24 protein-coding genes and 1 pseudogene are annotated in these 21,061 nt (G+C 28.7%); 10 read left to right on the top strand and 15 right to left on the bottom strand.

Features of this window, described 5'->3' with window-relative positions; all coding sequences use genetic code 11:
* Positions 1-5: 5 nt before the first annotated feature.
* On the bottom strand, positions 6-1,106 hold the full coding sequence (gene pdxA, locus L8W40_RS00805; protein ID WP_263664426.1) for a 4-hydroxythreonine-4-phosphate dehydrogenase: 1,101 nt from the start codon (positions 1,104-1,106) through the stop codon (positions 6-8).
* Complete coding sequence (locus L8W40_RS00800; RefSeq protein WP_263659101.1) at positions 1,103-1,870, bottom strand: pyridoxine 5'-phosphate synthase; 768 nt, start codon at positions 1,868-1,870, stop codon at positions 1,103-1,105. Before L8W40_RS00800 ends, pdxA begins: the two co-directional genes overlap by 4 nt.
* Before the next feature lie 55 nt (positions 1,871-1,925).
* On the opposite strand from L8W40_RS00800, the gene L8W40_RS00795 reads away from it, so the two are divergent.
* The 3 genes and pseudogenes from L8W40_RS00795 to L8W40_RS00785 all read left to right on the top strand — a co-directional run bounded on the left by L8W40_RS00795 (position 1,926) and on the right by L8W40_RS00785 (position 3,988).
* The gene (locus L8W40_RS00795) at positions 1,926-2,885 is read left to right on the top strand and encodes a Ppx/GppA family phosphatase (protein WP_133318803.1); all 960 of its coding nucleotides are present in this window, start codon (positions 1,926-1,928) and stop codon (positions 2,883-2,885) included.
* A 10-nt stretch (positions 2,886-2,895) separates the two neighbouring features.
* Positions 2,896-3,339, top strand: coding sequence for a GatB/YqeY domain-containing protein (locus L8W40_RS00790; protein ID WP_263664425.1), 444 nt, complete (start codon positions 2,896-2,898; stop codon positions 3,337-3,339).
* Positions 3,336-3,988, top strand: a pseudogene (locus tag L8W40_RS00785) (DNA/RNA non-specific endonuclease). The gene L8W40_RS00790 and the pseudogene L8W40_RS00785 overlap by 4 nt, the downstream one beginning before the upstream one ends.
* A 31-nt stretch (positions 3,989-4,019) precedes the next feature.
* On the opposite strand, the gene dnaK reads toward L8W40_RS00785, so the two are convergent.
* The 3 genes from dnaK to L8W40_RS00770 are packed head-to-tail and all read right to left on the bottom strand — an operon-like array spanning position 4,020 to position 7,193.
* The gene (dnaK, locus tag L8W40_RS00780) at positions 4,020-5,882 is read right to left on the bottom strand and encodes a molecular chaperone DnaK (protein WP_114640400.1); all 1,863 of its coding nucleotides are present in this window, start codon (positions 5,880-5,882) and stop codon (positions 4,020-4,022) included.
* Between the two features lie 22 nt (positions 5,883-5,904).
* A complete protein-coding gene (grpE, locus tag L8W40_RS00775; protein ID WP_087685043.1) occupies positions 5,905-6,414 on the bottom strand; it encodes a nucleotide exchange factor GrpE in 510 nt (169 codons plus the stop codon).
* Positions 6,411-7,193 carry an HrcA family transcriptional regulator gene (locus tag L8W40_RS00770; protein WP_263664424.1) on the bottom strand — a complete coding sequence of 261 codons (783 nt, stop codon included), beginning with the start codon at positions 7,191-7,193 and terminating at the stop codon, positions 6,411-6,413. Before L8W40_RS00770 ends, grpE begins: the two co-directional genes overlap by 4 nt.
* Before the next feature lie 240 nt (positions 7,194-7,433).
* Here L8W40_RS00770 and L8W40_RS00765 point away from each other — a divergent pair, with 240 nt between their 5' ends.
* Positions 7,434-7,565: a hypothetical protein gene (locus L8W40_RS00765; protein WP_256374638.1), complete on the top strand. Its 132-nt coding sequence runs from the start codon at positions 7,434-7,436 to the stop codon at positions 7,563-7,565.
* Here L8W40_RS00765 and L8W40_RS00760 read toward each other — a convergent pair.
* From L8W40_RS00760 to L8W40_RS00740, 5 genes are read right to left on the bottom strand one after another with little or no spacing between them, the layout of a single operon-like run.
* On the bottom strand, positions 7,554-8,183 hold the full coding sequence (locus L8W40_RS00760) for a hypothetical protein (protein ID WP_263664423.1): 630 nt from the start codon (positions 8,181-8,183) through the stop codon (positions 7,554-7,556). The genes L8W40_RS00765 and L8W40_RS00760 overlap by 12 nt on opposite strands.
* Positions 8,180-8,416 (bottom strand): hypothetical protein, encoded by a 237-nt coding sequence (locus L8W40_RS00755; protein WP_133318798.1) that lies wholly within the window; start codon positions 8,414-8,416, stop codon positions 8,180-8,182. The genes L8W40_RS00760 and L8W40_RS00755 overlap by 4 nt, the downstream gene beginning before the upstream one ends.
* Positions 8,400-9,452 carry a DHH family phosphoesterase gene (locus L8W40_RS00750; protein WP_039618500.1) on the bottom strand — a complete coding sequence of 351 codons (1,053 nt, stop codon included), beginning with the start codon at positions 9,450-9,452 and terminating at the stop codon, positions 8,400-8,402. Before L8W40_RS00750 ends, L8W40_RS00755 begins: the two co-directional genes overlap by 17 nt.
* Positions 9,453-9,461: 9 nt before the next feature.
* On the bottom strand, positions 9,462-11,621 hold the full coding sequence (gene flhA, locus L8W40_RS00745) for a flagellar biosynthesis protein FlhA (protein WP_133318796.1): 2,160 nt from the start codon (positions 11,619-11,621) through the stop codon (positions 9,462-9,464).
* Entirely contained in the window at positions 11,614-12,018 is a 405-nt protein-coding gene (locus tag L8W40_RS00740; protein ID WP_220567238.1) for an Rrf2 family transcriptional regulator, read from the bottom strand. The genes flhA and L8W40_RS00740 overlap by 8 nt, the downstream gene beginning before the upstream one ends.
* A 184-nt stretch (positions 12,019-12,202) precedes the next feature.
* Between L8W40_RS00740 and rpsO the strand changes: the two genes are divergently transcribed.
* Positions 12,203-12,475, top strand: coding sequence for a 30S ribosomal protein S15 (gene rpsO, locus L8W40_RS00735; RefSeq protein WP_012661650.1), 273 nt, complete (start codon positions 12,203-12,205; stop codon positions 12,473-12,475).
* A 187-nt stretch (positions 12,476-12,662) separates the two neighbouring features.
* Here rpsO and L8W40_RS00730 read toward each other — a convergent pair whose 3' ends face one another.
* The 5 genes from L8W40_RS00730 to ilvC are packed head-to-tail and all read right to left on the bottom strand — an operon-like array spanning position 12,663 to position 16,768.
* Positions 12,663-13,556, bottom strand: a complete 894-nt coding sequence (locus L8W40_RS00730; RefSeq protein ID WP_263664422.1) for an RsmB/NOP family class I SAM-dependent RNA methyltransferase — start codon at positions 13,554-13,556, stop codon at positions 12,663-12,665.
* Entirely contained in the window at positions 13,543-13,929 is a 387-nt protein-coding gene (gene ruvX, locus L8W40_RS00725; protein WP_263664421.1) for a Holliday junction resolvase RuvX, read from the bottom strand. Before ruvX ends, L8W40_RS00730 begins: the two co-directional genes overlap by 14 nt.
* The gene (locus tag L8W40_RS00720) at positions 13,926-14,693 is read right to left on the bottom strand and encodes a DNA-protecting protein DprA (RefSeq protein ID WP_263664420.1); all 768 of its coding nucleotides are present in this window, start codon (positions 14,691-14,693) and stop codon (positions 13,926-13,928) included. The genes ruvX and L8W40_RS00720 overlap by 4 nt, the downstream gene beginning before the upstream one ends.
* Positions 14,680-15,744: a divergent polysaccharide deacetylase family protein gene (locus L8W40_RS00715; RefSeq protein ID WP_263659088.1), complete on the bottom strand. Its 1,065-nt coding sequence runs from the start codon at positions 15,742-15,744 to the stop codon at positions 14,680-14,682. The genes L8W40_RS00720 and L8W40_RS00715 overlap by 14 nt, the downstream gene beginning before the upstream one ends.
* A gap of 1 nt (position 15,745) precedes the next feature.
* Positions 15,746-16,768: a ketol-acid reductoisomerase gene (ilvC, locus tag L8W40_RS00710; protein ID WP_263664419.1), complete on the bottom strand. Its 1,023-nt coding sequence runs from the start codon at positions 16,766-16,768 to the stop codon at positions 15,746-15,748.
* 107 nt (positions 16,769-16,875) lie between these two features.
* Here ilvC and L8W40_RS00705 point away from each other — a divergent pair, with 107 nt between their 5' ends.
* The 5 genes from L8W40_RS00705 (at position 16,876) to rpsR (ending at position 21,044) form a co-directional block, all read left to right on the top strand.
* Positions 16,876-18,816 (top strand): VacB/RNase II family 3'-5' exoribonuclease, encoded by a 1,941-nt coding sequence (locus L8W40_RS00705; RefSeq protein WP_263664418.1) that lies wholly within the window; start codon positions 16,876-16,878, stop codon positions 18,814-18,816.
* Entirely contained in the window at positions 18,809-19,774 is a 966-nt protein-coding gene (gene holA / locus L8W40_RS00700) for a DNA polymerase III subunit delta (RefSeq protein WP_263664417.1), read from the top strand. The genes L8W40_RS00705 and holA overlap by 8 nt, the downstream gene beginning before the upstream one ends.
* Before the next feature lie 90 nt (positions 19,775-19,864).
* On the top strand, positions 19,865-20,239 hold the full coding sequence (gene rpsF / locus L8W40_RS00695; RefSeq protein ID WP_133318789.1) for a 30S ribosomal protein S6: 375 nt from the start codon (positions 19,865-19,867) through the stop codon (positions 20,237-20,239).
* Between the two features lie 3 nt (positions 20,240-20,242).
* Complete coding sequence (locus tag L8W40_RS00690) at positions 20,243-20,773, top strand: single-stranded DNA-binding protein (protein WP_133318788.1); 531 nt, start codon at positions 20,243-20,245, stop codon at positions 20,771-20,773.
* A 10-nt stretch (positions 20,774-20,783) separates the two neighbouring features.
* The gene (rpsR, locus tag L8W40_RS00685) at positions 20,784-21,044 is read left to right on the top strand and encodes a 30S ribosomal protein S18 (protein WP_039618521.1); all 261 of its coding nucleotides are present in this window, start codon (positions 20,784-20,786) and stop codon (positions 21,042-21,044) included.
* Positions 21,045-21,061 lie beyond the last annotated feature (17 nt).

Genomic DNA, 21,061 nt, shown 5'->3' with positions numbered 1-21,061 from the left:
AACTTTTACTTATTTTTTTCTTTGATTTGTAAAAATTGTAAAGCAGATTTTACTGCTTGCATATAACTTTGTAAGTTTATTTTTTCATTTTTATAAGCCCTATCATAAGCTGTTCCATGATCAACACTAGTTCGAATTATGGGTAAATTTAAACTCGCATTAATGCTTTTATCAAAATATAAAGCTTTTAAAGGTGCTAAAGCTAAATCATGATACATACTGACTAAATACTTGCATTTACTTAATGCAAAAGGAGTAAAAGCACTATCGGCCACTAAAGGCTCACTTAAAAAAATATTTTCCTTATAAGAAAACTCTTTTTCTTTTTGACTTAAAAAATATTCATTTTCTAAATTTTGTAAATTTAATGCATGATCTTTTAAAAATACATTTGCCATTCTTATAGCTTTTTTTATTTCCTGCTCTTCTTCTCCGCCTATTACGCCATTATCACTTGCATGAGGATTAAAACCCAAAACTCCAATTTTTTCAAATAAAGTGCATTGATAAAAATTAATTAAAAATTTCGCAAGTTCAAAAGCCTTAATTTCTTTATAAACATCTCTTAAAGGCATATGCTCAGTATATAAAGCCACAAAAAGCTCATCACACCCTAACATCATAATAGCATCTTGTTTGAAAAAATCTCTTAGTGCCTCAGTATGACCTTTATAGCTCACTCCTCCCATTTGCCAAGTTTTTTTATTAATCGGTAAAGTTACTAAAGCATCTAAAAATAAATGCGTGCAATAACTAGCTCCTTCAAAACTTAAAAAAGAATAAGCTCCACTTTTAGCGTCTAAATTTGCAGGATTTAACTCAAAATCAAAATCAATAATTTTATTAGCTTGATACGAAAACTCATAAATTAAAAAATTTTCTTTTTCTTCTTTAAAAGCAAAATGTGGTTTTAAAGCATTAGAAATTTCAACTAAATTGATTTTAGATTTAGGATTTATTTTCAAAAGCTTACTTGCTTTTTGAAATAATTCATAATGTACAAAATAATATGGCTCACAAATTTTTACTAGCTCATCATGACAAGATAATAAAATTTGCATACCTATACCATTTAAATCTCCTATGCTAATAGCAATTTTTTTCATCTTTTAATCAAAGCTTTCATTTGCAATATAGCTTTTTCTAAGCCTACAAAAACCGATCTTGCTACTATGCTTTGACCTATATTTAACTCTTCTATTTCTAAAATATCCACAATATTTTTTACATTTTTATAATTAAGCCCATGACCAGCTGCCACTCTTAAATTTAAACCCTTAGCCAAACTCGCACTTTGTTTTAATCTTTGGAGTTCATTTTCTAAAAGCTTTTTGAGTTCATTTTTACTTAAAATTAATTCAGGCAATGCATAAGAAGTTTGATTGATATTGGTATATAATGCATTATAAATATTAGCATACAATCCTGTATGAAGCTCTATAAAATCAGCATTTAAAGAAGATGATTTATTAATATCTTCTAAATTTGGATCAATAAATAAAGAAACTTCGATTTGCTCTTGTTTTAAAGCATTAATGGCTTCTTGTAATTTTTCATTGTCTAAATTTAAACCACCTTCTGTTGTAAGCTCTTGTCTTTTTTCAGGTACTAAAGTAACGCGCGAGGGTTTGTATTTTAAAGCATATTCTATCATATCAATAGAGCATTCTAAATTCACTACACACTTGCAGTATTTTAAGATATTTTCTAAATCAAACTCATTAGCATGACGACGATCTTCTCTTACATGGATAGTGATTTGATCAGCTAAATTTGCACTCAAAATAGCAGCTTCAAGTAAATCAGGATCATTTACTTTTCTAGCTTCTCTTAAAACTGCTATATGATCGATATTAACCCCTAAAAGCATAAGTTTTCCTTATAAGTTTTTTGCTATTATACTTTAAATTTTTTAAGGAGAGCTAGTGCTAGGTATTGATATGGGTTCAAATACATTAAGAGCTGTTTTGATGGATGAGAATTTTAATAAATTAAAAAGCGAAGAATTTATCATAGGAGCAGCTAAAAATATGCAAAATGACACCATTAGTGATGAAGCTATAGAAAGAATTTTTAGCGCTTTGAAAATCTTAAAAGAAAAAAATTATAACTTAAGTCAAGCTAAAGCAGTCGCCACAGCTGCTTTTAGAAAAGCAAAAAATACTAAGCTTATTTTTGAAAAAATTCAAAAAGAATTTAAACTTGATATAAAATTAATCGATGCAAAAACCGAAGCAAAACTAAGCGTTTTAGGTATGCAAGAGCGTCTTAAAGCTCTTAAACTTTTTAGAAAAGACTTAAGTTATTGTGATTTGGGCGGTGCTTCTTGTGAAATTTCAAATGATAAATTTAGCAAAAGTTATGATTTTGGAATCATTAGTTTTTATGAAAGAATGCATTTTAAAGCCATAAAACCAAGTGTTTATGTAAGATTTTTTAAAAAATATCCACAAAATCTTGTGCGTATTAAAGATGAAAAATTAAAAATTCATCTAAGCCCCTACCCTGCGCATTTAAAGCAACTTGCCTTAAAAGCTTTTAATCTTAGTAAAGATATAAAATTAAAAGGAAATTTTTTCATACTAAATTCAGGAGTACCTACCACACTTTGTGCTTATAAACAAAACATAAAATACAAAGACTACCTAGAAGAAAGTGTAAATGGTAAAATACTCAAACGCAAAGATTTTTTTGATTTTGCATTAAAAATTTGGAATTTAGAACAAGAAAAAGCTAAAATTTATCTTGGAGAAAATAGAAAAAAATACCTCATAGCAGGCTCAATGATACTTTTTGCTTTATTTAATAAGCAAAAGCTCATTGTGATTGATGATGGTGTTAGAGAAGGTGTGTGTATAGCACATTTTAAAAATATCAAATTTTAAAGGAGAAAAAATGAGTTTAAAAGATCAAATTTTAGAAGACATTAAAGAAGCTATGCGTAATAAAGATGATTTTAAAAGAAACACTTTAAGAACGCTTAATGCTAGCTTTAAACAAATAGAAGTTGATGAGAGAATCACACTTAATAATGAAAGAATATACAAAATCATTGCGAGTGAGATTAAAAAACGAAATGAAGCTGCACTTGCTTTTAGCAAAGGTTCTAGAGAAGATTTAGCACAAAAGGAACTCCAAGAAGTAGCTATTTTAAGTGCTTATTTACCAAAACAACTTAGCGATGAGGAATTAGAAAGTGAGCTAAAAAAACTTATAGAAAAACTACAAATTAGCTCTTTAAAAGAACAAGGTATTTTGATGAAAGAAGCTAAAACAGCTTTTGGTGCAAGCGTTGATGGTAAAAGACTTAATGAAATGGTAAGAAAGCTTTTAGCATGAAAAAAGTTTTAACACTTTGTGCCTTAGCTTTAAGCTCTTTTGCTTATACTCAATATGAATTACATCCTAGCTTTAAAGCTTATTTTAAAGACTGCTCTTTATTAATGGATAAATATTATTATATTAATTGTTATGATTATAATTATAAAGGTACTAAAGCAATTGCTTATAAACTAGAAGCTAAAATTTTAAATCAAGGGCACATCAAAAAACGCCCAAAATTTAAAGATGATACCAATATTCCTAAAAAGTATAGAACTTATTGGGAGGATTATCTAAGAAGTGGTTATACAAGAGGGCATGTCGTACCAAATCAATCCATGAATGCAACCCCACAAGCCCAACTTAGCACTTTTTTAATGAGCAATATCACTCCGCAAAAAAAGATATTAATGCAGAAATTTGGAATGAAATCGAACAAAGAGAAAGATATTTAGCAAAGAAAAATAAAGAATTGGAAGTCTTAAATTTAGTACTTTATGATGATAAGCCAAAACGCATTAAAAATAACATATCCATTCCTAGTTTTTATATCAAAATTCTTAAGGCTAAAAATTTCACTGAATGTTATAAAGTGCCAAATAATGATAATTTTGCAAGATTTGATAGAAATTATTTTAAGGAAGATTGTAAAAAATATATTGATTAAACTAGAAGCAACAAGGCTTCTAGTTTAGTTTTTACTCAACTTCAGCATCGATTACATCATCGTCTTTTTTCTTTTGAGCATTTGGTTCTTCTTTTTTATACATATTTTCTGCTAATTTATGAGAAACTTCACTTAAAGCTTTCATTTTGCCCTCGATTTCTTCTTTAGAAGCATTAGCATTTTTCAATGTCTCTTTTAACTCATCTAAAGCTTTTTGAATATTTGCTTTATCATCATCGCCCACTTTATCTCCAAGCTCACTTAAAGATTTTTCTACTTGATGTACCAAACTATCAGCAGCATTTCTAGCTTCTACTGCTTCTTTGCGTTTTCTATCTTCTTCTTTGTGAAGCTCTGCATCTTTTACCATGTTGTTGATTTCTTCTTCACTTAGTCCGCTTGAACCTGTGATTTTAATCTCTTGAGCCTTACCTGTAGCTTTATCTTTTGCACTAACTGTTAAAATACCATTTGCATCAATATCAAAAGTTACTTCAATTTGTGGCATACCACGAGGTGCTGGTGGAATTCCTTCAAGATTGAAATTTCCTAAAGATTTATTATCACGGCTAAATTCTCTCTCACCTTGTAAAACATTGATAGTAACTGCGCTTTGATTATCTTCAGCAGTTGAGAAAACTTGCTCTTTTTTAGTTGGTATAGTTGTACCTTTTTCGATGATTTTAGTCATCACACCACCTAAAGTTTCAATACCTAAAGAAAGCGGAGTAACATCAAGCAATAATACATCTTTAACATCACCTTTAATAACCGCACCTTGAATTGCCGCACCTATTGCAACAACTTCATCAGGATTTACTGATTTATTAAGCTCTTTTCCAAAGGCTTTTTTAACTTCTTCTTGTACTAGTGGAACACGAGTAGAACCACCCACCATAACAATTTCTTTTACTTCACTTTTATCAAGCCCTGCATCTTTTACTACTTCATTAATTTTGCTAATAGTTTCAGCAACTAAACCATCAATCATACTTTCAAATTTAGCTCTTGTTAGAGTCTTAGTTAAGTGTTTTGGGCCACTTGCATCAGCTGTGATAAATGGTAAATTAATATTAGTTTCATTAGCTGAACTTAATTCTTTTTTAGCATTTTCAGCTGCTTCTTTTAATCTTTGTAAAGCCATTACATCGTTTTTAAGATCAATACCTGTTTCATCTTTAAACTCATTTGCTAAAAAGTCGATTAATTTATTATCAAAATCATCACCGCCTAAAAATGCATTACCGCCTGTTGCTAAAACTTCTACAACATTATCACCTGTTTCAAGCACAGTAACATCAAATGTACCACCACCTAAATCATAAACTACAATTTTTTCACTTTCTTTTTTATCAAGTCCGTAAGCTAAAGCTGCTGCAGTTGGTTCGTTGATAATTCTTAATACATTCAACCCTGCAATTTGTCCTGCTTCTTTTGTAGCTTTTCTTTGTGCATCATTAAAATACGCTGGAACAGTAATAACCGCATCTTCTACTTTCTCGCCCAAGAAAGCTTCTGCATCTTCTTTTAATTTCATTAAAACTTTCGCTGAAATTTCTTGTGGAGTATAAATTTTACCTGCTATTTCAATCGCACAAGCTCCATTTCTTTCTGTGATATGATAAGGTAAGCGATTTTTAGCTTCTTTTGCTGCCTCTTCATTGATCATTAAACCCATAATTCTTTTTATAGAATAAATAGTTTTTTCAGGATTAGTCACAGCTTGACGCTTAGCGCTATCTCCAACTAAAACTTCACCTTTATCTGTAAAAGCAACTACCGAAGGAGTAGTATTTTTACCTTCTTTATTTGGGATAACTTTACTCTCACCTCTTTCATACACACTCACACAAGAATTTGTTGTACCTAAATCTATACCTATAACTTTTGCCATTTTTAATCCTTTTTATTAAATTTTATTTTGCAACACTAACTTTTGCTGATCTAATTACTCTATCATTCATCATATAGCCCTTTTGTAAAAGTTGGACAATATGATTGCTTTCATGATCAGCGCTTTCAACATGAAACATCGCTTCATGTAAATTTGGATCAAACTCACCATTTGCTTCTATAACTTTAACCATATGTTTTTCAAGTTTTTTCAAAAGCAAGTCTAAAGTGTTTTGAACCCCTTCTTTTATTTTCAAACTTAATTCATCATTAGCTTCTACATTAATAGCCGCCTCTAATGCATCAACTACATCAAGCAAATCTTTAGCAAAACTTTCATTTGCATAAATTGTTGCTGAAATTTTTTCTTTTTCCATTCTTTTTTTGATATTTTCAAATTCAGCATTTGCTCTTAAATAAGTATCTTTTAACTCATTATACTCTGCTTGAAGTTTTTCTAATTCATTGTTTTGATTTTCTGAATTTTCCACTGCTTCTTCTTGCATTTGCTCATTTTGCTTTTCTTCGCTCACGCAGCCTCCTTTATAATATTTAACATTGTTTTAAAATCAGAATACACACTACCGGCAAAAACCACATTAGATTCTTTGCCTAAAAATGTACTCTTAAGCTTTAATCCCATAAAACCCTCTTCAAATAAAGGATCAAATTGCAATTTATCGTTAAAATAAAATCCAATTTGAGGAGATAAAAGCTTAGCAAATTCATCATTTTGATAAATTTGATAAGCTTTACTCTCATTATATCTATAATAAACCATAGCTTCTTTTAGCATAGTTATTTTTTCCAATAACTCTTTAAACTCAACTCTAAAAGCTAAATTTTCAATACTTTTTAGATCAAGCCCTATAAGTCTTTGTAAGAAAACCAGACTATCTTGGTTAAATCTTAAAACCAACTCATTTTGTCCAAAATCAAGTATGATAAATTTATCATTAACCTTGGTAATATCTTGCAAAATAAGCTCATCGCCACCATAAACTAAAGTATAAATTTCAAACTTATCAAGCAAAAACTCCAACAATGCAAGATCGTTAATCACAATCTCATCTTCGCAAAGTTGCTCATACCAATAAGCCTTCATAGCACTAAAAGTTGGTATGCGACCACTGCTAATATGAAGTTGCGTTAATACACCTTCATCACTTAATTTTTTAAAATAAACTCTTATGGTAGAAGCAGGTATGCTAACTTTATGATTTAACTCATTAGAACCCACAGGGTTATTACCCTCTAGATAGGTTTCAATGATAGTTTTTAAAATTAAATCTTTTTTACTATAAGACTTCACTATAAAACCTTAAATTTTTTATTTTAGCACTCAATGTTTTTAAGTGACAAGATAATTATACAACTTTAGTATAATAATGTCAAGTTATTTTTAAATAAAAATATTTAAAATTATTTAGTCTATATAACTAAAGTTTATTTAGCCATTTATATATAATATATAAAAACTCATTTTTCAGTTTTTTTAAAAGAAAAGATAATATAATTGCGTCTAGCAATATTTTTTAAAAGGTTTATAATAATGAAAAATCTTACTTTAAGAGAAAAGCAAGATCTTGAAGCTTATGTGTTTTCCAATATAGAAAGAAAAAAAATGGCTTTAAGTAGAATTTTAAAGTTATATTATTTAAGATTTTTTAGACTAGTTTTTTAATTTATATTTTCTCATACCCTCTTTTGTGAAAGATAAGTCTTTAAAATCAGGGGATGAGATTAACTCCATACAAGTTTTATCCAAATTTTCCATTCCACTTACTTGCATACTAGCTTGCAAATTTTCATCTAAATATAAATCAAAAATTACACAAGCTTGATTATTGACCTTGTAGAGAATTTTTCCACCTTTTTTCCCATCTAGTTCATACGCTTGTAATTTATCATTTTTACTCATTTTCTTAATTTCATTTGCAAAAGATTGATGCAAGGTATAATAAATCATAAAATCGCGCATAATATTTTTAATATCAGCAATTTCTTTTCTTAGTTTTGATAAATCTTTAGTGTATAAACTTATAAATTGCGTATTTAAGTATTCATTTAGACTTTTTTCGTTTAAATTTTCACACAATGGATAAATTTTAACTACGAAAGCCTTATCTTTAGCAAGTACTATATCCACACAAGCTTGCTTGTTTTGTTTGTATTCTAAAAATAAAGCTTGACTAGAGCTTAAATTTAGCGTGTTTTGTTTATTATAAGCAAAATCACTTAAATCTTCATAGATATTTGCATAAGAAAAAATTCCTATAAAAAGCAATAATAAATTTTTCATTCAAATAAATCTTTATGATGAATTTTTAAGTACTCCACTACCTCTAAGATCTCATCAACTCCTTCTTTTTGGGTATTTTGACAAACTTCATCAATACAATCAATATAAACTCCAATTGCTTTTTCTAATTTTGCTCTTTTTACCCCAGCAAACAAGAGCATTGCTTCTAAAACTATGCTTAATTCATATTGTAAATTTTCTATTTCTTCTTTAAAATCATGATTTGTTTTCATTATTTTCCTTTAATTCTTTACTTTTAATTAAATCTACAAATTGTGCTTTTATGAAATCATAGTTAGAGCTATCTTTATACGCAGCAAACAATCCACCGCTAGCATTTTTATGCCCTCCCCCATTGACCAAACTTTTAGCCATCAAACTCACATCGATTTTATTATTTGCTCTAAAACTTAAGGTTTTTCTCGAACTAAGATCAACAAAAAAATCAAAATCAGGATTTTGCATTAAAAAATCATTTCCAATTACGGAAGTATTGCCTATATTTGAAGTTAATAAACCTTTACTTCCTTTATAAAATACACTAAATTTTTCTTTATTTACACTTAATCTTTCTACCACAAATTTAGAAATTAAATTGCTTAAAGTATCATCATTTTCTTTTTTAAAAAAAGATTTTTTTAAGCCATGTAAATCATCATCTAAATTAATATGAGCATTTTTTTGATGAATGTATTTTCTACAAACATCAAAAAGATAAAAAAGATATTTGATATTTTCTTGCGCAAACATTACCCTATTGATTTCTTTTGCTCCAGAAACCATACCAAGCAGTACTTTTCCAAGTTCAAAATTCTCATCTTCACTCAACCAAATATCTACTGCATTTACCACATCCACAAATTCTGACAAAGCCTTATTTTCGCCATAACATTTACTAAAAAAATCATAAACAATCTTAGTAGCACATCTTTTATCATCTAAAAAATACCAAGGATATTTTTGCATACATTCTAAGCCACTTTGATGATGATCTAAAAGTAAAAGCTTGATTTTTTTACCTTCTATGGCTTTTTGAAAATCTTCACATTGACTTAATGTTAAATTTAAATCCGTGATTAAAATCACAAATTCTTCATTAGGATTTTGCTTTAAATCTTCTTCTATATTTTTAAAAATCACATTAAAATTTTCATTAATCTCTTTACCATAATTAGAATTATAAAAATAACAATTCTTAAAATAAAAATCTAGCACATACTGACAAGCATAACCATCTAAATCCGTATGTGAAAGATGATAAATTTTCATATTTTTCCTTTATAAATTATCAACTTTTATAATACCTTCTGTTTCAAACTTGGTATTTTCTGCAATCTCAGCAAAACTTAAGACCGTAATATTAATACCAAAATTAGAACAAATATCAGCAATGAATTTTCTAAGTTGCGGCTCAACACAAAGCAAGAAAGGCTTAATTCTTGTATTTGCCACACTTGCAAGTTCAGCTTTTAAAGCTTCTACCAAAGCGCCGGTTTGAGCTACATTTATCATTAAATGATACGAACCATCTTTAAACTGCACATGCTCCATTAATTTTGCAGCCGCAGCAGCATCAAAAATATAAAAGCTAATTTGTCCTTTTTCATCCACATATAAATTTGTAATTGCTCTTGCTAAAGAGGCCCTTACATGCTCAATAATCATATCCAAACTCTTGCTTACTTCAGCTATATCACTAATTGATTCTAAAATTGTAAGCATATCTTTAATAGGAATATGCTCTTTAAGTAAAGCTTTTAAAACTTTTTGAATTAAACCTATGCTAGCAACCCTTAAACAATCATCTACCACGATAGGATAATCATTTTTGATTTTATCTAGTAAATTTTGCACTTCTTGTTTAGTTAAAAGCTCTGAAGCATTAGCTTTTATAAGCTCACTCATATGGGTTGAAATCACACTTGCTGGATCAATTACAATATAACCATTCAGCGTTGCCTCATCTTTTAAAGATGATTCTATCCATAAAGCATCAGAATTAAAAGCAGGTTCTTTAGTAGCTATACCTTCGATAGGTTCAGTTATAAAACCACTATCCATAGCTAGATATTTATCGGGATAAATTTCAGCACTAGCTATACCTACACCTTTGAGTTTAAAAGTATATTCATTTGGTTTTAATTGCAAATTATCTCTAATTCTAATTTTTGGCATTAAAAAACCTAAACTTTGAGCTATATTGCGTCTTGTTGATCTAATACGCTCTGTTAATTCACTTTCTGCTAGTTTGATAAGTCCATAACCTAATTCTAATTCTAAAATTTCTAATTTTAAAATATCTGTGATTTTATTCTCTTCTTCTTTTAAGATTTCTTCTTCGCTGCGTTTTTGAGGTTTAGCTTGTTCTTCTTCATGGGTTTCTTGAGACTTTTTAGCTGAAATTGCATTGATTTGAATTTTACCTTCTTGCACTTGCTTTATCATATAACCAAGTCCTAAAAACACCAAAGCCATAAAGCCCAAAGAAAAATGTGGCAAGCCTGGTACTAAAGCAAATATAAATAAAACAAAGCCTACAATTAATAAAGTTTTGTATTCCCCTAAAAGCTGATTGATAGAACCTTCAGCAAAATTATCCTCATCTTTACTAGCACGCGTGATGATAATTGCAGTTGCCGTTGAAGTTATAAGTCCAGGAATTTGAGAAACAAGTCCATCGCCTATTGTTAATATAGTATAAGTTGAAGCACATTCTCCAAGCTCCATATCATGCTGAAAATAACCTATCATAAACCCACCAATTAAATTTACAATGGTGATAATAATCCCAGCAACAGCATCCCCTTTTATAAATTTAGAAGAACCATCCATTGCTCCATAAAAATTTGCTTCAGCTATGATTTCTTGGCGTCTTGCGCGTGCAGTTTTTTCATCAATCAAACCTGCATTTAAATCCGCATCAATAGCCATTTGCTTACCTGGCATTGCATCAAGGGTAAATCTTGCTTGAACTTCAGAAACCCTTGTACTACCTTTAGTTACAACCATAAAATTGATTAAAACTAAAATACAAAAAACAACCATACCTATAACATAATTTCCACCAACAACAAATTCACCAAAACTTGCCACTATATCACTAACAGCAGCTGGACCTTGATGACCCTCGCTTAAAATCATACGCGTTGTAGCTATGTTAAGTGAAAGTCTAAAAAGCGTAATAATTAAAATCATAGTTGGAAAAGTTGTTAAATCTGTAGGTTTTGGTATATATAAAGAAATTAAAATAATTAAAACTGAAATTGCTATACTTAAAGCAAGAAAAAAATCTAAAACTATACTTGGTAAAGGTACTATAATAATAGCTAAAATTGCAATAATTACAGCTACTATAGTTAGACTCTTTGCCTTTAAAATAGGTGCAACAAGTGGAGCAATCCAAGGCAATACTAAGCTAAAAATATCCCTTTTAGCCATTATTTTGAATAATATCCTCTAGAGTAATAGAAACTAAAAAATCATCTATCTTATTTTGAAGCTTCACCAACACAGGCATAATTTTACAATTTTCTTCTTTTTGCGAAGGACAAATTCCATTACTGCACTCAAATACATTGATAGATTTTTTCTCTACACTATTAATAATTTCTTTTAAAGTGTATTCACTTGGCTTTTTAACAAGCATAAATCCACCTTTAGCACCCTTATAAGATTTCAAAAGTGCGTCTTTGGCAAGTGCTTGTAAAATTTTTGCTAAAAAACTTTTTGGTATATCTAAAACACTTGACATAGTATCTACATCTTGTGGTTCTTGGGATTTTGCTATATGAATTAAAGACAATAAAGCATATTCGCTAGCTTTGGTAAATAACACTTTTTTCCTTTCATTGAAATATTAATAAACAATATCTATTTTTAACTTTAAATAAAAATTTTAATTATATCAAAAATATGTGTTGTTAAATATTAAATTTCTTATTTTTTAAATTTCAGCATTTTTTTTGTTTTTTTAGTTATAATTGCACTTTTTATTTTAAATACCGCTCAGGAGGTCTATTATGGCTTTAGATTCGGCTAAAAAAGCAGAAATAGTTGCAAAATTTGCTAGAAAAGAAGGAGATACGGGTTCTCCAGAAGTTCAAATCGCACTTTTAAGTGCAAGAATTTCAGATTTAACAGAACATTTAAAAATCTACAAAAAAGATTTTTCTTCTCGTTTAGGTCTTTTAAAGCTTGTTGGTCAAAGAAAAAGACTTTTATCTTATCTAAAAAGAAAAGATTATCAAGCTTATTCTAAATTAATCAGCGAATTAAATTTAAGAGATAAATAAGCCTCGTGCTTATTTATCTTTAATATATTTTATTTTAGTTATTTACCACTTCTTTAATTTAAGTTTTCAAAATTTCAATATTTTATTCACAAGAGTTTCACGATGTGATTTTAGCTTCTAAGTATCTAAAAATAGCACTTTAAGTTTTATGAGTAAAAATATTTTTCACATTTAATTTTATTGATTTTTAATGTTTTTTCACTTTTGCTATAAAAAACCCATCTGCATAATTATCTGGTAAAACTCTTTTGGCAAATGACAAGTCAAAATCATCACTTTTTGCATTAATGAAGTTAACATTTAATAAATCAAAATCTAGTAATTCTAATTTAAAATTTTCACTTCTTAACGCATTTTCTAAAACAGCTTCATTTTCTTCTCTTAAAAATGTACAAGTACTATAAACCAATTCCCCACCATGTTTTAAGGCTAGTAATGCTGAATGTAAAAGTTTTTTTTGTAAATTTGCTATTTGCTTAATTTCTTTTGTGTTTTTTTGTATTTCAAAACCCATTTTTGCGAAAGTTGAACAAGGCGCATCAAGCAAAATTTTATCAAATTTCAAAGGACAAGCTTTACCTATAGTGCGTGCGTCTTTTAAAAAGCATTTTGCAATTTTAACTTGATAATTTTCCATAGTTTTTTTTAAGGTAAAAAAGCGTGTTTTAGATAATTCACAACTTGCTAAATAACCCTCATTTTGCATAAAATTGGCCAAATTTAAACTTTTTCCACCAGGAGCTGCACACATATCTAATACATTCTCACCAGCTTTAACACCCAAAGTTTTAGCACATAAATACGAAGAATAATTTTGTATATAAAACTTACCCTCATTAAAAGCATTCATTGAGCTTAATTTACTTTTAAAAATAGTAGGTATTTTATAACAATACAAATCAATTTTTTCAAATTTTATATTTTTTTCATTTAGAATTTCTTCTAGTTTTTCATTGTCAATAAGCAAAGAATTTCTAAAAATATTGAGATATTTTTCTTGATTAAAACTTTGAAGGATTTGTTCTTTTTGCTCTTTTGTATAAATTTCATCTAAAGCTGTATTTAAATCAAGCAAGGCCATAAAAATCCTTTAAAAATAAATATGCAGCTAAAGAATCAAGTTTGCCATCTTTTTTCTTTAAATTCACTACACCAAGCTCTTGTGCGTTTTTAGAGCTAAAACTCTCATCAACAAAAAAAACTTCTTTATCAAAACCAAGTAAAGATATGAAATGCTCTATTCTTTTTCGCATTTCATCTTCACTAGATCCACCCAAAGGAATTCCTACCACCAAAGTATTTACATCATAGTCTTTAATGTATTTTTTTACCTCATTTGCTGCTTGATTGCGATTTTTTCTAATGATAGCTTCAAGTGGCATGGCCATGCTTTTATTAATACACAAAGCAACACCAATACGCTTTAAACCTATATCTAACGCTAAAGTATTCATATGCAAGCTCTTATTTTCACTCCAGAAATTTCCACCAGACCCTCAAGTTCATATTCATAAACTCTATCACCAAATTTTTTCAAAACTTTTTCTAAATCATTTTCATGCTTTAAAAAGCTTAACAAATCATCCTCACTTTGCTCTTGATAAAGCTCTCCAAACATTTTTACAAATTCCTCAAAATTATGAATTAAATTTGCTTTTTTTGTGGCTAAAAGTAAATTTGTTCCTTCACTTTCATCTTTCCTATGAGGTAATACATATATAGGTTTATTCATACTCAAAGCAAGCCTTGCACTTTGCATAGAACCACTTTTTAAATCAGCTTGAGCTATTATAACAACCTCACTTAAAGCAATAATAAGCCTATTTCTTAATAAAAAATCATATGGCTTTGCTTTATATTTTGCTTCATTTTCACTTAAAGCTAATGCATTTTCATAAATATTTAAAATTTCATTTGTATTAGATTTTGGATAAATCTCATCAAGTCCATTAGCAAATATGGCTATAGTTTGAGGATAAGCTATTTTAGCTGCTTGGATATCCACACCCAAAGCCCCACCACTTACTACACAAACCTTAGTTTTTTTTAACAAAGATACTAACTCAATGAGACAATTTTTAGTATAAACACTCATTTTTCTAGAACCTATAATAGCTACTTTTCTAGCATTTAAAAGCTCTAAATTGCCTTTATAATAAATCTTTGAAGGTGGATTTAAAAGATTTTTAAAATCTTCAATATTCTCAATAAATTTCATTTAAATATACAAGTTCAACTGAATTTAACAAATCTTTACTTTGCACCAAAGCTTTAAAAGTCTTTTCTCTTGGATGACCAATAGCTATAGCAAAACCTTTCTTTCTTGCCTCTTCTACTGCTTGTTTGAGTTGATTTTTAATATATGCTATATCATCTTCATTATCTAAAAAAACATCTCTGGCTATATAAGGCTGATTAAATTGACTTACTAAATTTTTAGCTTTAGAATTTCCTATGGTTCTTGAATCTACAAAAATAAAATCATTTTGTTTAAAAGCATTAAATAATTTTTCCATAGCCTGCTTATTTGCAGTAAATAAACTTCCTGTATGGTTGTTAATAAATTTTACTTTTGGAAATTGTTCTTTTACAAAAGCAATGCGCTTGCTTATTTTTTCCATATCATCACTAGGGTGTAAAGTGTTTAATTCTGCCTTGTCATATTTTATAGCAGCAAGAGGCAAATGCACCATAAAAAAGTCAAAATCCTTTGCAAACTCAGCTGTATAAGGATGGCGTTTATCAGGTGGAAAAAAAGATGGGATTAATTTTAAATTTGTTTTTTTAAGCATATCTACATGAGTGTGACTTGCCATATCATCTATGATAATTGCTAGACGAGGCTTGGTATTTTTTTGTACTAGAATTTGAGTTTTATTATCCTCGCTTTTATCTGATATATTTTGCTCTTCATTTTTTGATTCTTTGCTTGTATTTTGATCTATTACTTCTAAAATTGAAGTTTGATTATCTTCTTTAGTTTGATTTAACTCTGTATTTACAGGGTTTAAATTTAAAATTTCACTAATATTTTTATCTAAAAATTCTAAATTTTCATTTTCTAAAGTCAAATTTATATCATTAAAACTAAAATTATTTTCTTGTTCTATTATAGGTAATGGTTCTTTTTTGTTTATTGTTTGATTATAATCTAAACCTTTATTTTCTTCTTTTTTTAAAAACAAAGCTCCAAATGCAAAAAGAAAAATTCCAATTACAACAAGACAAAGCGCTAAAAGCACTTTGTATTTTTTATTTATAGTTTTCAAATTAGTTTTTATCTTTATCAACTAATTTTTTAGCACTAATCCAAGGCATCATAGCGCGAAGTTCGTGTCCTGTTTTTTCTATCAAAGAATCATTCATTAATTTACGCTCTGCATGCATTCTTGCAAAATTCGCTCTTCTTTCTAAGATAAAATCTTTAGCAAAACTTCCATTTTGTATATCTTTTAAAACACCTTTCATAGCCTCTTTAGTTTCTTTGGTAATAATCTTAGGCCCTGTGATATAATCTCCATATTCAGCAGTATTAGAAACAGAATATCTCATATCAGCAATACCACCTTGATAAATCAAATCTACAATTAATTTCATTTCATGCAAACACTCAAAATACGCCATTTCAGGTTCATACCCTGCTTCAACTAAGGTTTCAAAACCAGCTTGGATTAAAGCACTAAGTCCTCCACAAAGCACCGCTTGTTCGCCAAATAAATCTGTTTCAGTTTCAGCTTTAAAAGTCGTTTCTATAATACCTGTTCTACCACCACCTATAGCACTAGCATAACTTAAAGCTAAATTTTTAGCATTTTTACTTTCATCTTGGTGGATAGCAATTAAACAAGGAGTGCCCCCGCCTATACTAAATTCATGTCTTACAGTATGACCTGGAGCTTTAGGAGCTATCATAATCACATCTATACCTTTTGGAGCAACAATTTGTCCATAATGGATATTAAATCCATGTGCAAATGCTAGAGTTTTACCTGCTTTTAATTCAGTTTTAATTTCTTCATTAAAAATTTCACTTTGAATTTCATCAGGAGCTAAAATCATAATCAAATCTGCTTCTTTAGTAGCTTCTTTTACACTTTTTACTATAAAATTTGCTTTTTGAGCTTTTGCCCAACTTTGCCCACCCTCTTTTAAGCCTATGATCACTTCTACACCACTATCTCTTAAATTCATAGCATGAGCATGACCTTGAGAGCCAAAACCTATAATAGCTACTTTTTTTGATTTTATTAAATTAATATCACAATCTTTATCATAATAAATTGACACAGCCATTATGCACTCCTAAAATTAAAATTAAAGCAAAGATTATAACTAAAAAATATAAATTTAATCCTTTTATGATAAAATTTAAGTTTTGAAAAATTACTATAAAGAGTATTATGAAAGAATTATTTAATCAACTAAGCTATGGTCTAAATGCTGATGAAATTACCAATAAAAGCAAGCAAATCATTAGAGAGTTGCTAACTTGCGATATCATTAAATTTTATAAAAACAAATACTATTTAAAAGATGGCTTTACTTTTGGTAAGATTGATATTTCAGCTAATGGAACGGGATTTTTAGAAAGTTTTGATCCTGTTTTTAAGCGTGATTTGCTCATAGAAAATAAAAATTTAAAAGGAGCAAATTATGCTGATATAGTTGTGGCAAAATTACTTCCTCTTAAAAAAAAGCGTCCAAGTGCTAAAGTTATCTTAATACTTAAAAGAGCCCATGAAACTTCTTTGGTTATAACTAAAAAATACGGCGAAGCAGTCCTTGGAGTAAATATTCAAACAGGACTCACATGTGCCTTAAAAGCCTCTCAAAAATCCTTAAAAACTCTACCTTTAGGAACTATTTTAAAAATAGAAAATCATGATAATAATATCACTGAAGTGATAGGGCATATTGATGATGATTTTGTAGATGAAAAACTTTCCTTAGCACTTTTTAATAAAAATGCAGTTTTTGATAATTTATGTGAAAATGAAGCAAGAGCTTATGGAAATGAAGTTGATGCGAGTATGTATCCATCAAGAAAAGATCTTAGAAATTTAAATTTTTGTACCATTGATCCAATTGATGCAAAAGATTTTGATGATGCAATTTATTATGATAAAAATGAGCATGCTATTTATGTAGCCATAGCTGATGTAAGTACTTATGTGCATGCTTATAGTGCTATTGATAAAGAAGCAAGATCGAGGGGTTTTTCGATTTATTTTCCTCATATTGCTATACCTATGTTACCAAGAGCTTTGAGTGAAAATATTTGCTCACTAAAACCTAATAAAGATAGATTAGCATTTTGTTTTAAAATAAGCTTAGATCAAAACAATGAAGTGATTAAAGAAGAGCTTTTTGAGGCTATTATCAACTCAAAACGCCGTTTTAATTATGATGAAGTTGATGAGTATTTACAAAAGCAAGAAGATTTAGGCGCAATCAATTGGCTTTATGAGGTTTTCAAAATCACTCAAAATTTACGAAAAAAACGATTAAAAAATGCTTGTGAGTTTAAAACCCAAGAGCTAAGAATGACTTTAGATGAAAATAATAAACTCACAAAAACACGCCTTGAAAATGACACTGCCTCGCATAATTTAATCGAAGATTGCATGCTTTTAGCTAATAAAGCTGCAGCAAAACTCATTGATATAGGAGTTTTTAGAAATCATTTAAATCCTGATTATAAAAAAATAGATCAATTGCTAGCTGATCTTTCAACACTTAGTATAGATATTAATCCTAAAAATAATGTCATAGAATTATTTAAAGACATTCAAGTCTTAGCAAATGAGCTAAATATAAGAGAAGAAGTAGATAAACTCATCATCAAAGCGCAAAAAAAAGCAGAATATTCTAGTGAAAATGCAGGGCATTTTGGCTTAGGTTTTGATAAATATACCCATTTTACAAGTCCTATTAGAAGATATTCTGATCTTATATTACATAGACTTTTAAAAGCTAAAATCAATAATGATGAAAAAATGTTTAATTATTTGCTTTTAAACATACAAAGCACTTGTGAGGAATTAAGCTTATTAGAAAGAGAAGCAGATAAAGTTGCTTGGCATTTCATGGATAGAAAATTTGCAAGATGGGCAAAAGAAAATATAGGAAAAAGATTTAAGGCTTTAGTGGTAGAAAATCAAAGTTCATTGCAAGTAAAATTAAATGATGAAATTAAGGGGGCTTTGATTACCATCATAGGTTCAAGGGCAAATTTATTAGAAAATATAGAAGTAGAAATCACTGAAGTAGATATTGTTAGTGCTAAAATTTTTGGCAAAATCACCAAGCATTTTAGTTTAGAAAGAAACCAAAATGTATAAAAATCAACTCCAAAGCTTACTTAATAGCAATAATTTTCCTAATTATTTCTTACTTTATGGAGCGGATAATTTCCAAATAGAGCTTTATACTAAATTTATTAAAGACAAATACTCTTTTGATGAGAGTTTAAGATTTTATTTTGAAGAATATGATTTTAAGCAAGCATATGATTATTTATCTAGCGCTTCCTTATTTAGCGAAAGAAAATTGCTAGAAATCAAAACTCAAAAGAAAATCCCAAGTAAAGAACTCAAGCAACTTTTACAGCTTTGTCAAAATTCGCAAGATAATTATTTTTTACTTGAAATTTATGATGAAAGCTCCAAACAAAGTGAAGCGGAGAAAATTTTTGCTAATAATTTTTGTAGATTTTATAAAGTAAATTCAGCTAAGGAAGGCATGGAATTACTAGCTTTAAAAGCTAAAGAATTAAATATTAACATTACTCAAAATGCCCTTTATGCTCTTTTTTATAATTTTAATGAAAATTTATATTTAGCGGCTAATGAGTTAAATAAATTTAGTGGTCTAAATATCGATGAAAAAATCATCCAAGAGCATTGTTATAGTTTAAGTACTATTAGTTTTGAAAGTTTTTTTGATAAATTAATGCAAAAAAAAGATTTAAGGAGTGAACTTGAAAATATTTTAGAAAATTACAATGAAATAGCATTGATTAATGCCTTATATGCAAATTTTTCTAGACTTTTTAAAATAGCTTTATATGTTAAAATTTATGGAAATTTAGACTTGAAAGAAATTTTAGGCTATGCTCCACCTATTTCTGTGGCACAAAATCTTCAAAAACAAGCTCTTATGATCAAAATATCACAATATAAAAATATCTTTCTGACACTTTGTAATTGCGAATATGAATTAAAAAAGAATTCTAAAATAGAAAAAAAAGAATTTTTAATCGCAACACTTTTACAACTTAGCTCCATATTAAAAAGTTAAATTAAGAAAACTTATGGTAAAATGAAATTTGCATTTTATGCAAAATCCTTGCCTAAAATTTTAGGCTTTATATCCATAAGGAGAAATTAAATGAGACATTATGAAGTTTTATTCATATTAAAACCAACACTTACAGAAGAAGAAGTAAGTGCTAAGTTGGAATTCGTAAAAGAAGTCCTTACAAAAAATGGCGCAGAAATTGAAAGCGTAGTTCCAATGGGAACAAGAAAACTTGCGTACAAAATTAAAAAATATGAAAGAGGAACTTATTTTGTGATTTATTTCAAAGCTCCTACAAATTTAATAGCAGAGCTTGAAAGGGTATTAAGAATCACTGAAGAAGTAATCAGATTTTTAATCGTAAAATATGAAAATAAAAAAGAAATTGCAGCTTGGGAAAGACTAAGCAAGGGTATCAAACAAAATAAAAAAGAAATTAAAGCTAGTGAAAGCACAGAAGGCTAATTAATGTTTAACAAAGTCGTTTTAGTAGGGAATCTTACAAGGGACATAGAAATGCGTTATGCTCCATCAGGTAGCGCAATAGGCTCTTCTGCTATAGCTGTAACAAGAAGATTTAGTACAAATACAGGAGAAAAAAGAGAGGAAACCTGCTTTATCGACATTAGCTTTTTTGGAAGAACTGCAGAAATTGCTAATCAATACCTTAATAAAGGTAGTAAAATTTTAATCGAAGGTCGTTTGAGATTTGAGCAATGGAGCGATCAAAATGGACAAAACAGATCAAAGCATAGTATTCAAGTTGAAAATTTAGAAATGCTAGGTTCAACTGTACAAAATAACCAACAAAGTAATTTTGAAAATCAAAATTATGGTTATAATCAAAATTTTAATCAACAACAAAGCTTTGATCCTTATGCTCAAGTACAAACTAGAACAAATTCATCTAATAATACCTATCAAAATCCTCAAAAGGAAGCCCCTATGAAGGAAATTGATATTGATAAATATGATGATGATACAGAATTACCATTTTAAAGGAAAAAACATGGCAGAAAAAAGAAAATACTCACGCAAATATTGTAAATATACTGAAGCTAAAGTTGATTTTATAGACTATAAAGATACAGCATTGCTAAAACATGCTTTATCAGAAAGATTTAAAATCATGCCACGCCGTTTAACAGGCACTAGCAAAAAACACCAAGAAATGGTTGAAGTTGCTATTAAGCGTGCAAGACATGTAGCACTTATCCCTTATATCGTAGATAGAAAAGAAGTTGTTACTAATCCTTTTGAAGGACTATAATTATTAAATCAAACCCA

Origin of the sequence: Campylobacter sp. IFREMER_LSEM_CL1846 (genome assembly GCF_025772105.1) — a bacterium.
In the GTDB taxonomy this organism is placed as follows: Bacteria; Campylobacterota; Campylobacteria; order Campylobacterales; family Campylobacteraceae; genus Campylobacter_D; species Campylobacter_D lari_D.
The sequence above is the reverse complement of the archived record's forward strand: the minus strand, read 5'-3'. Positions and strand labels throughout refer to the sequence as shown.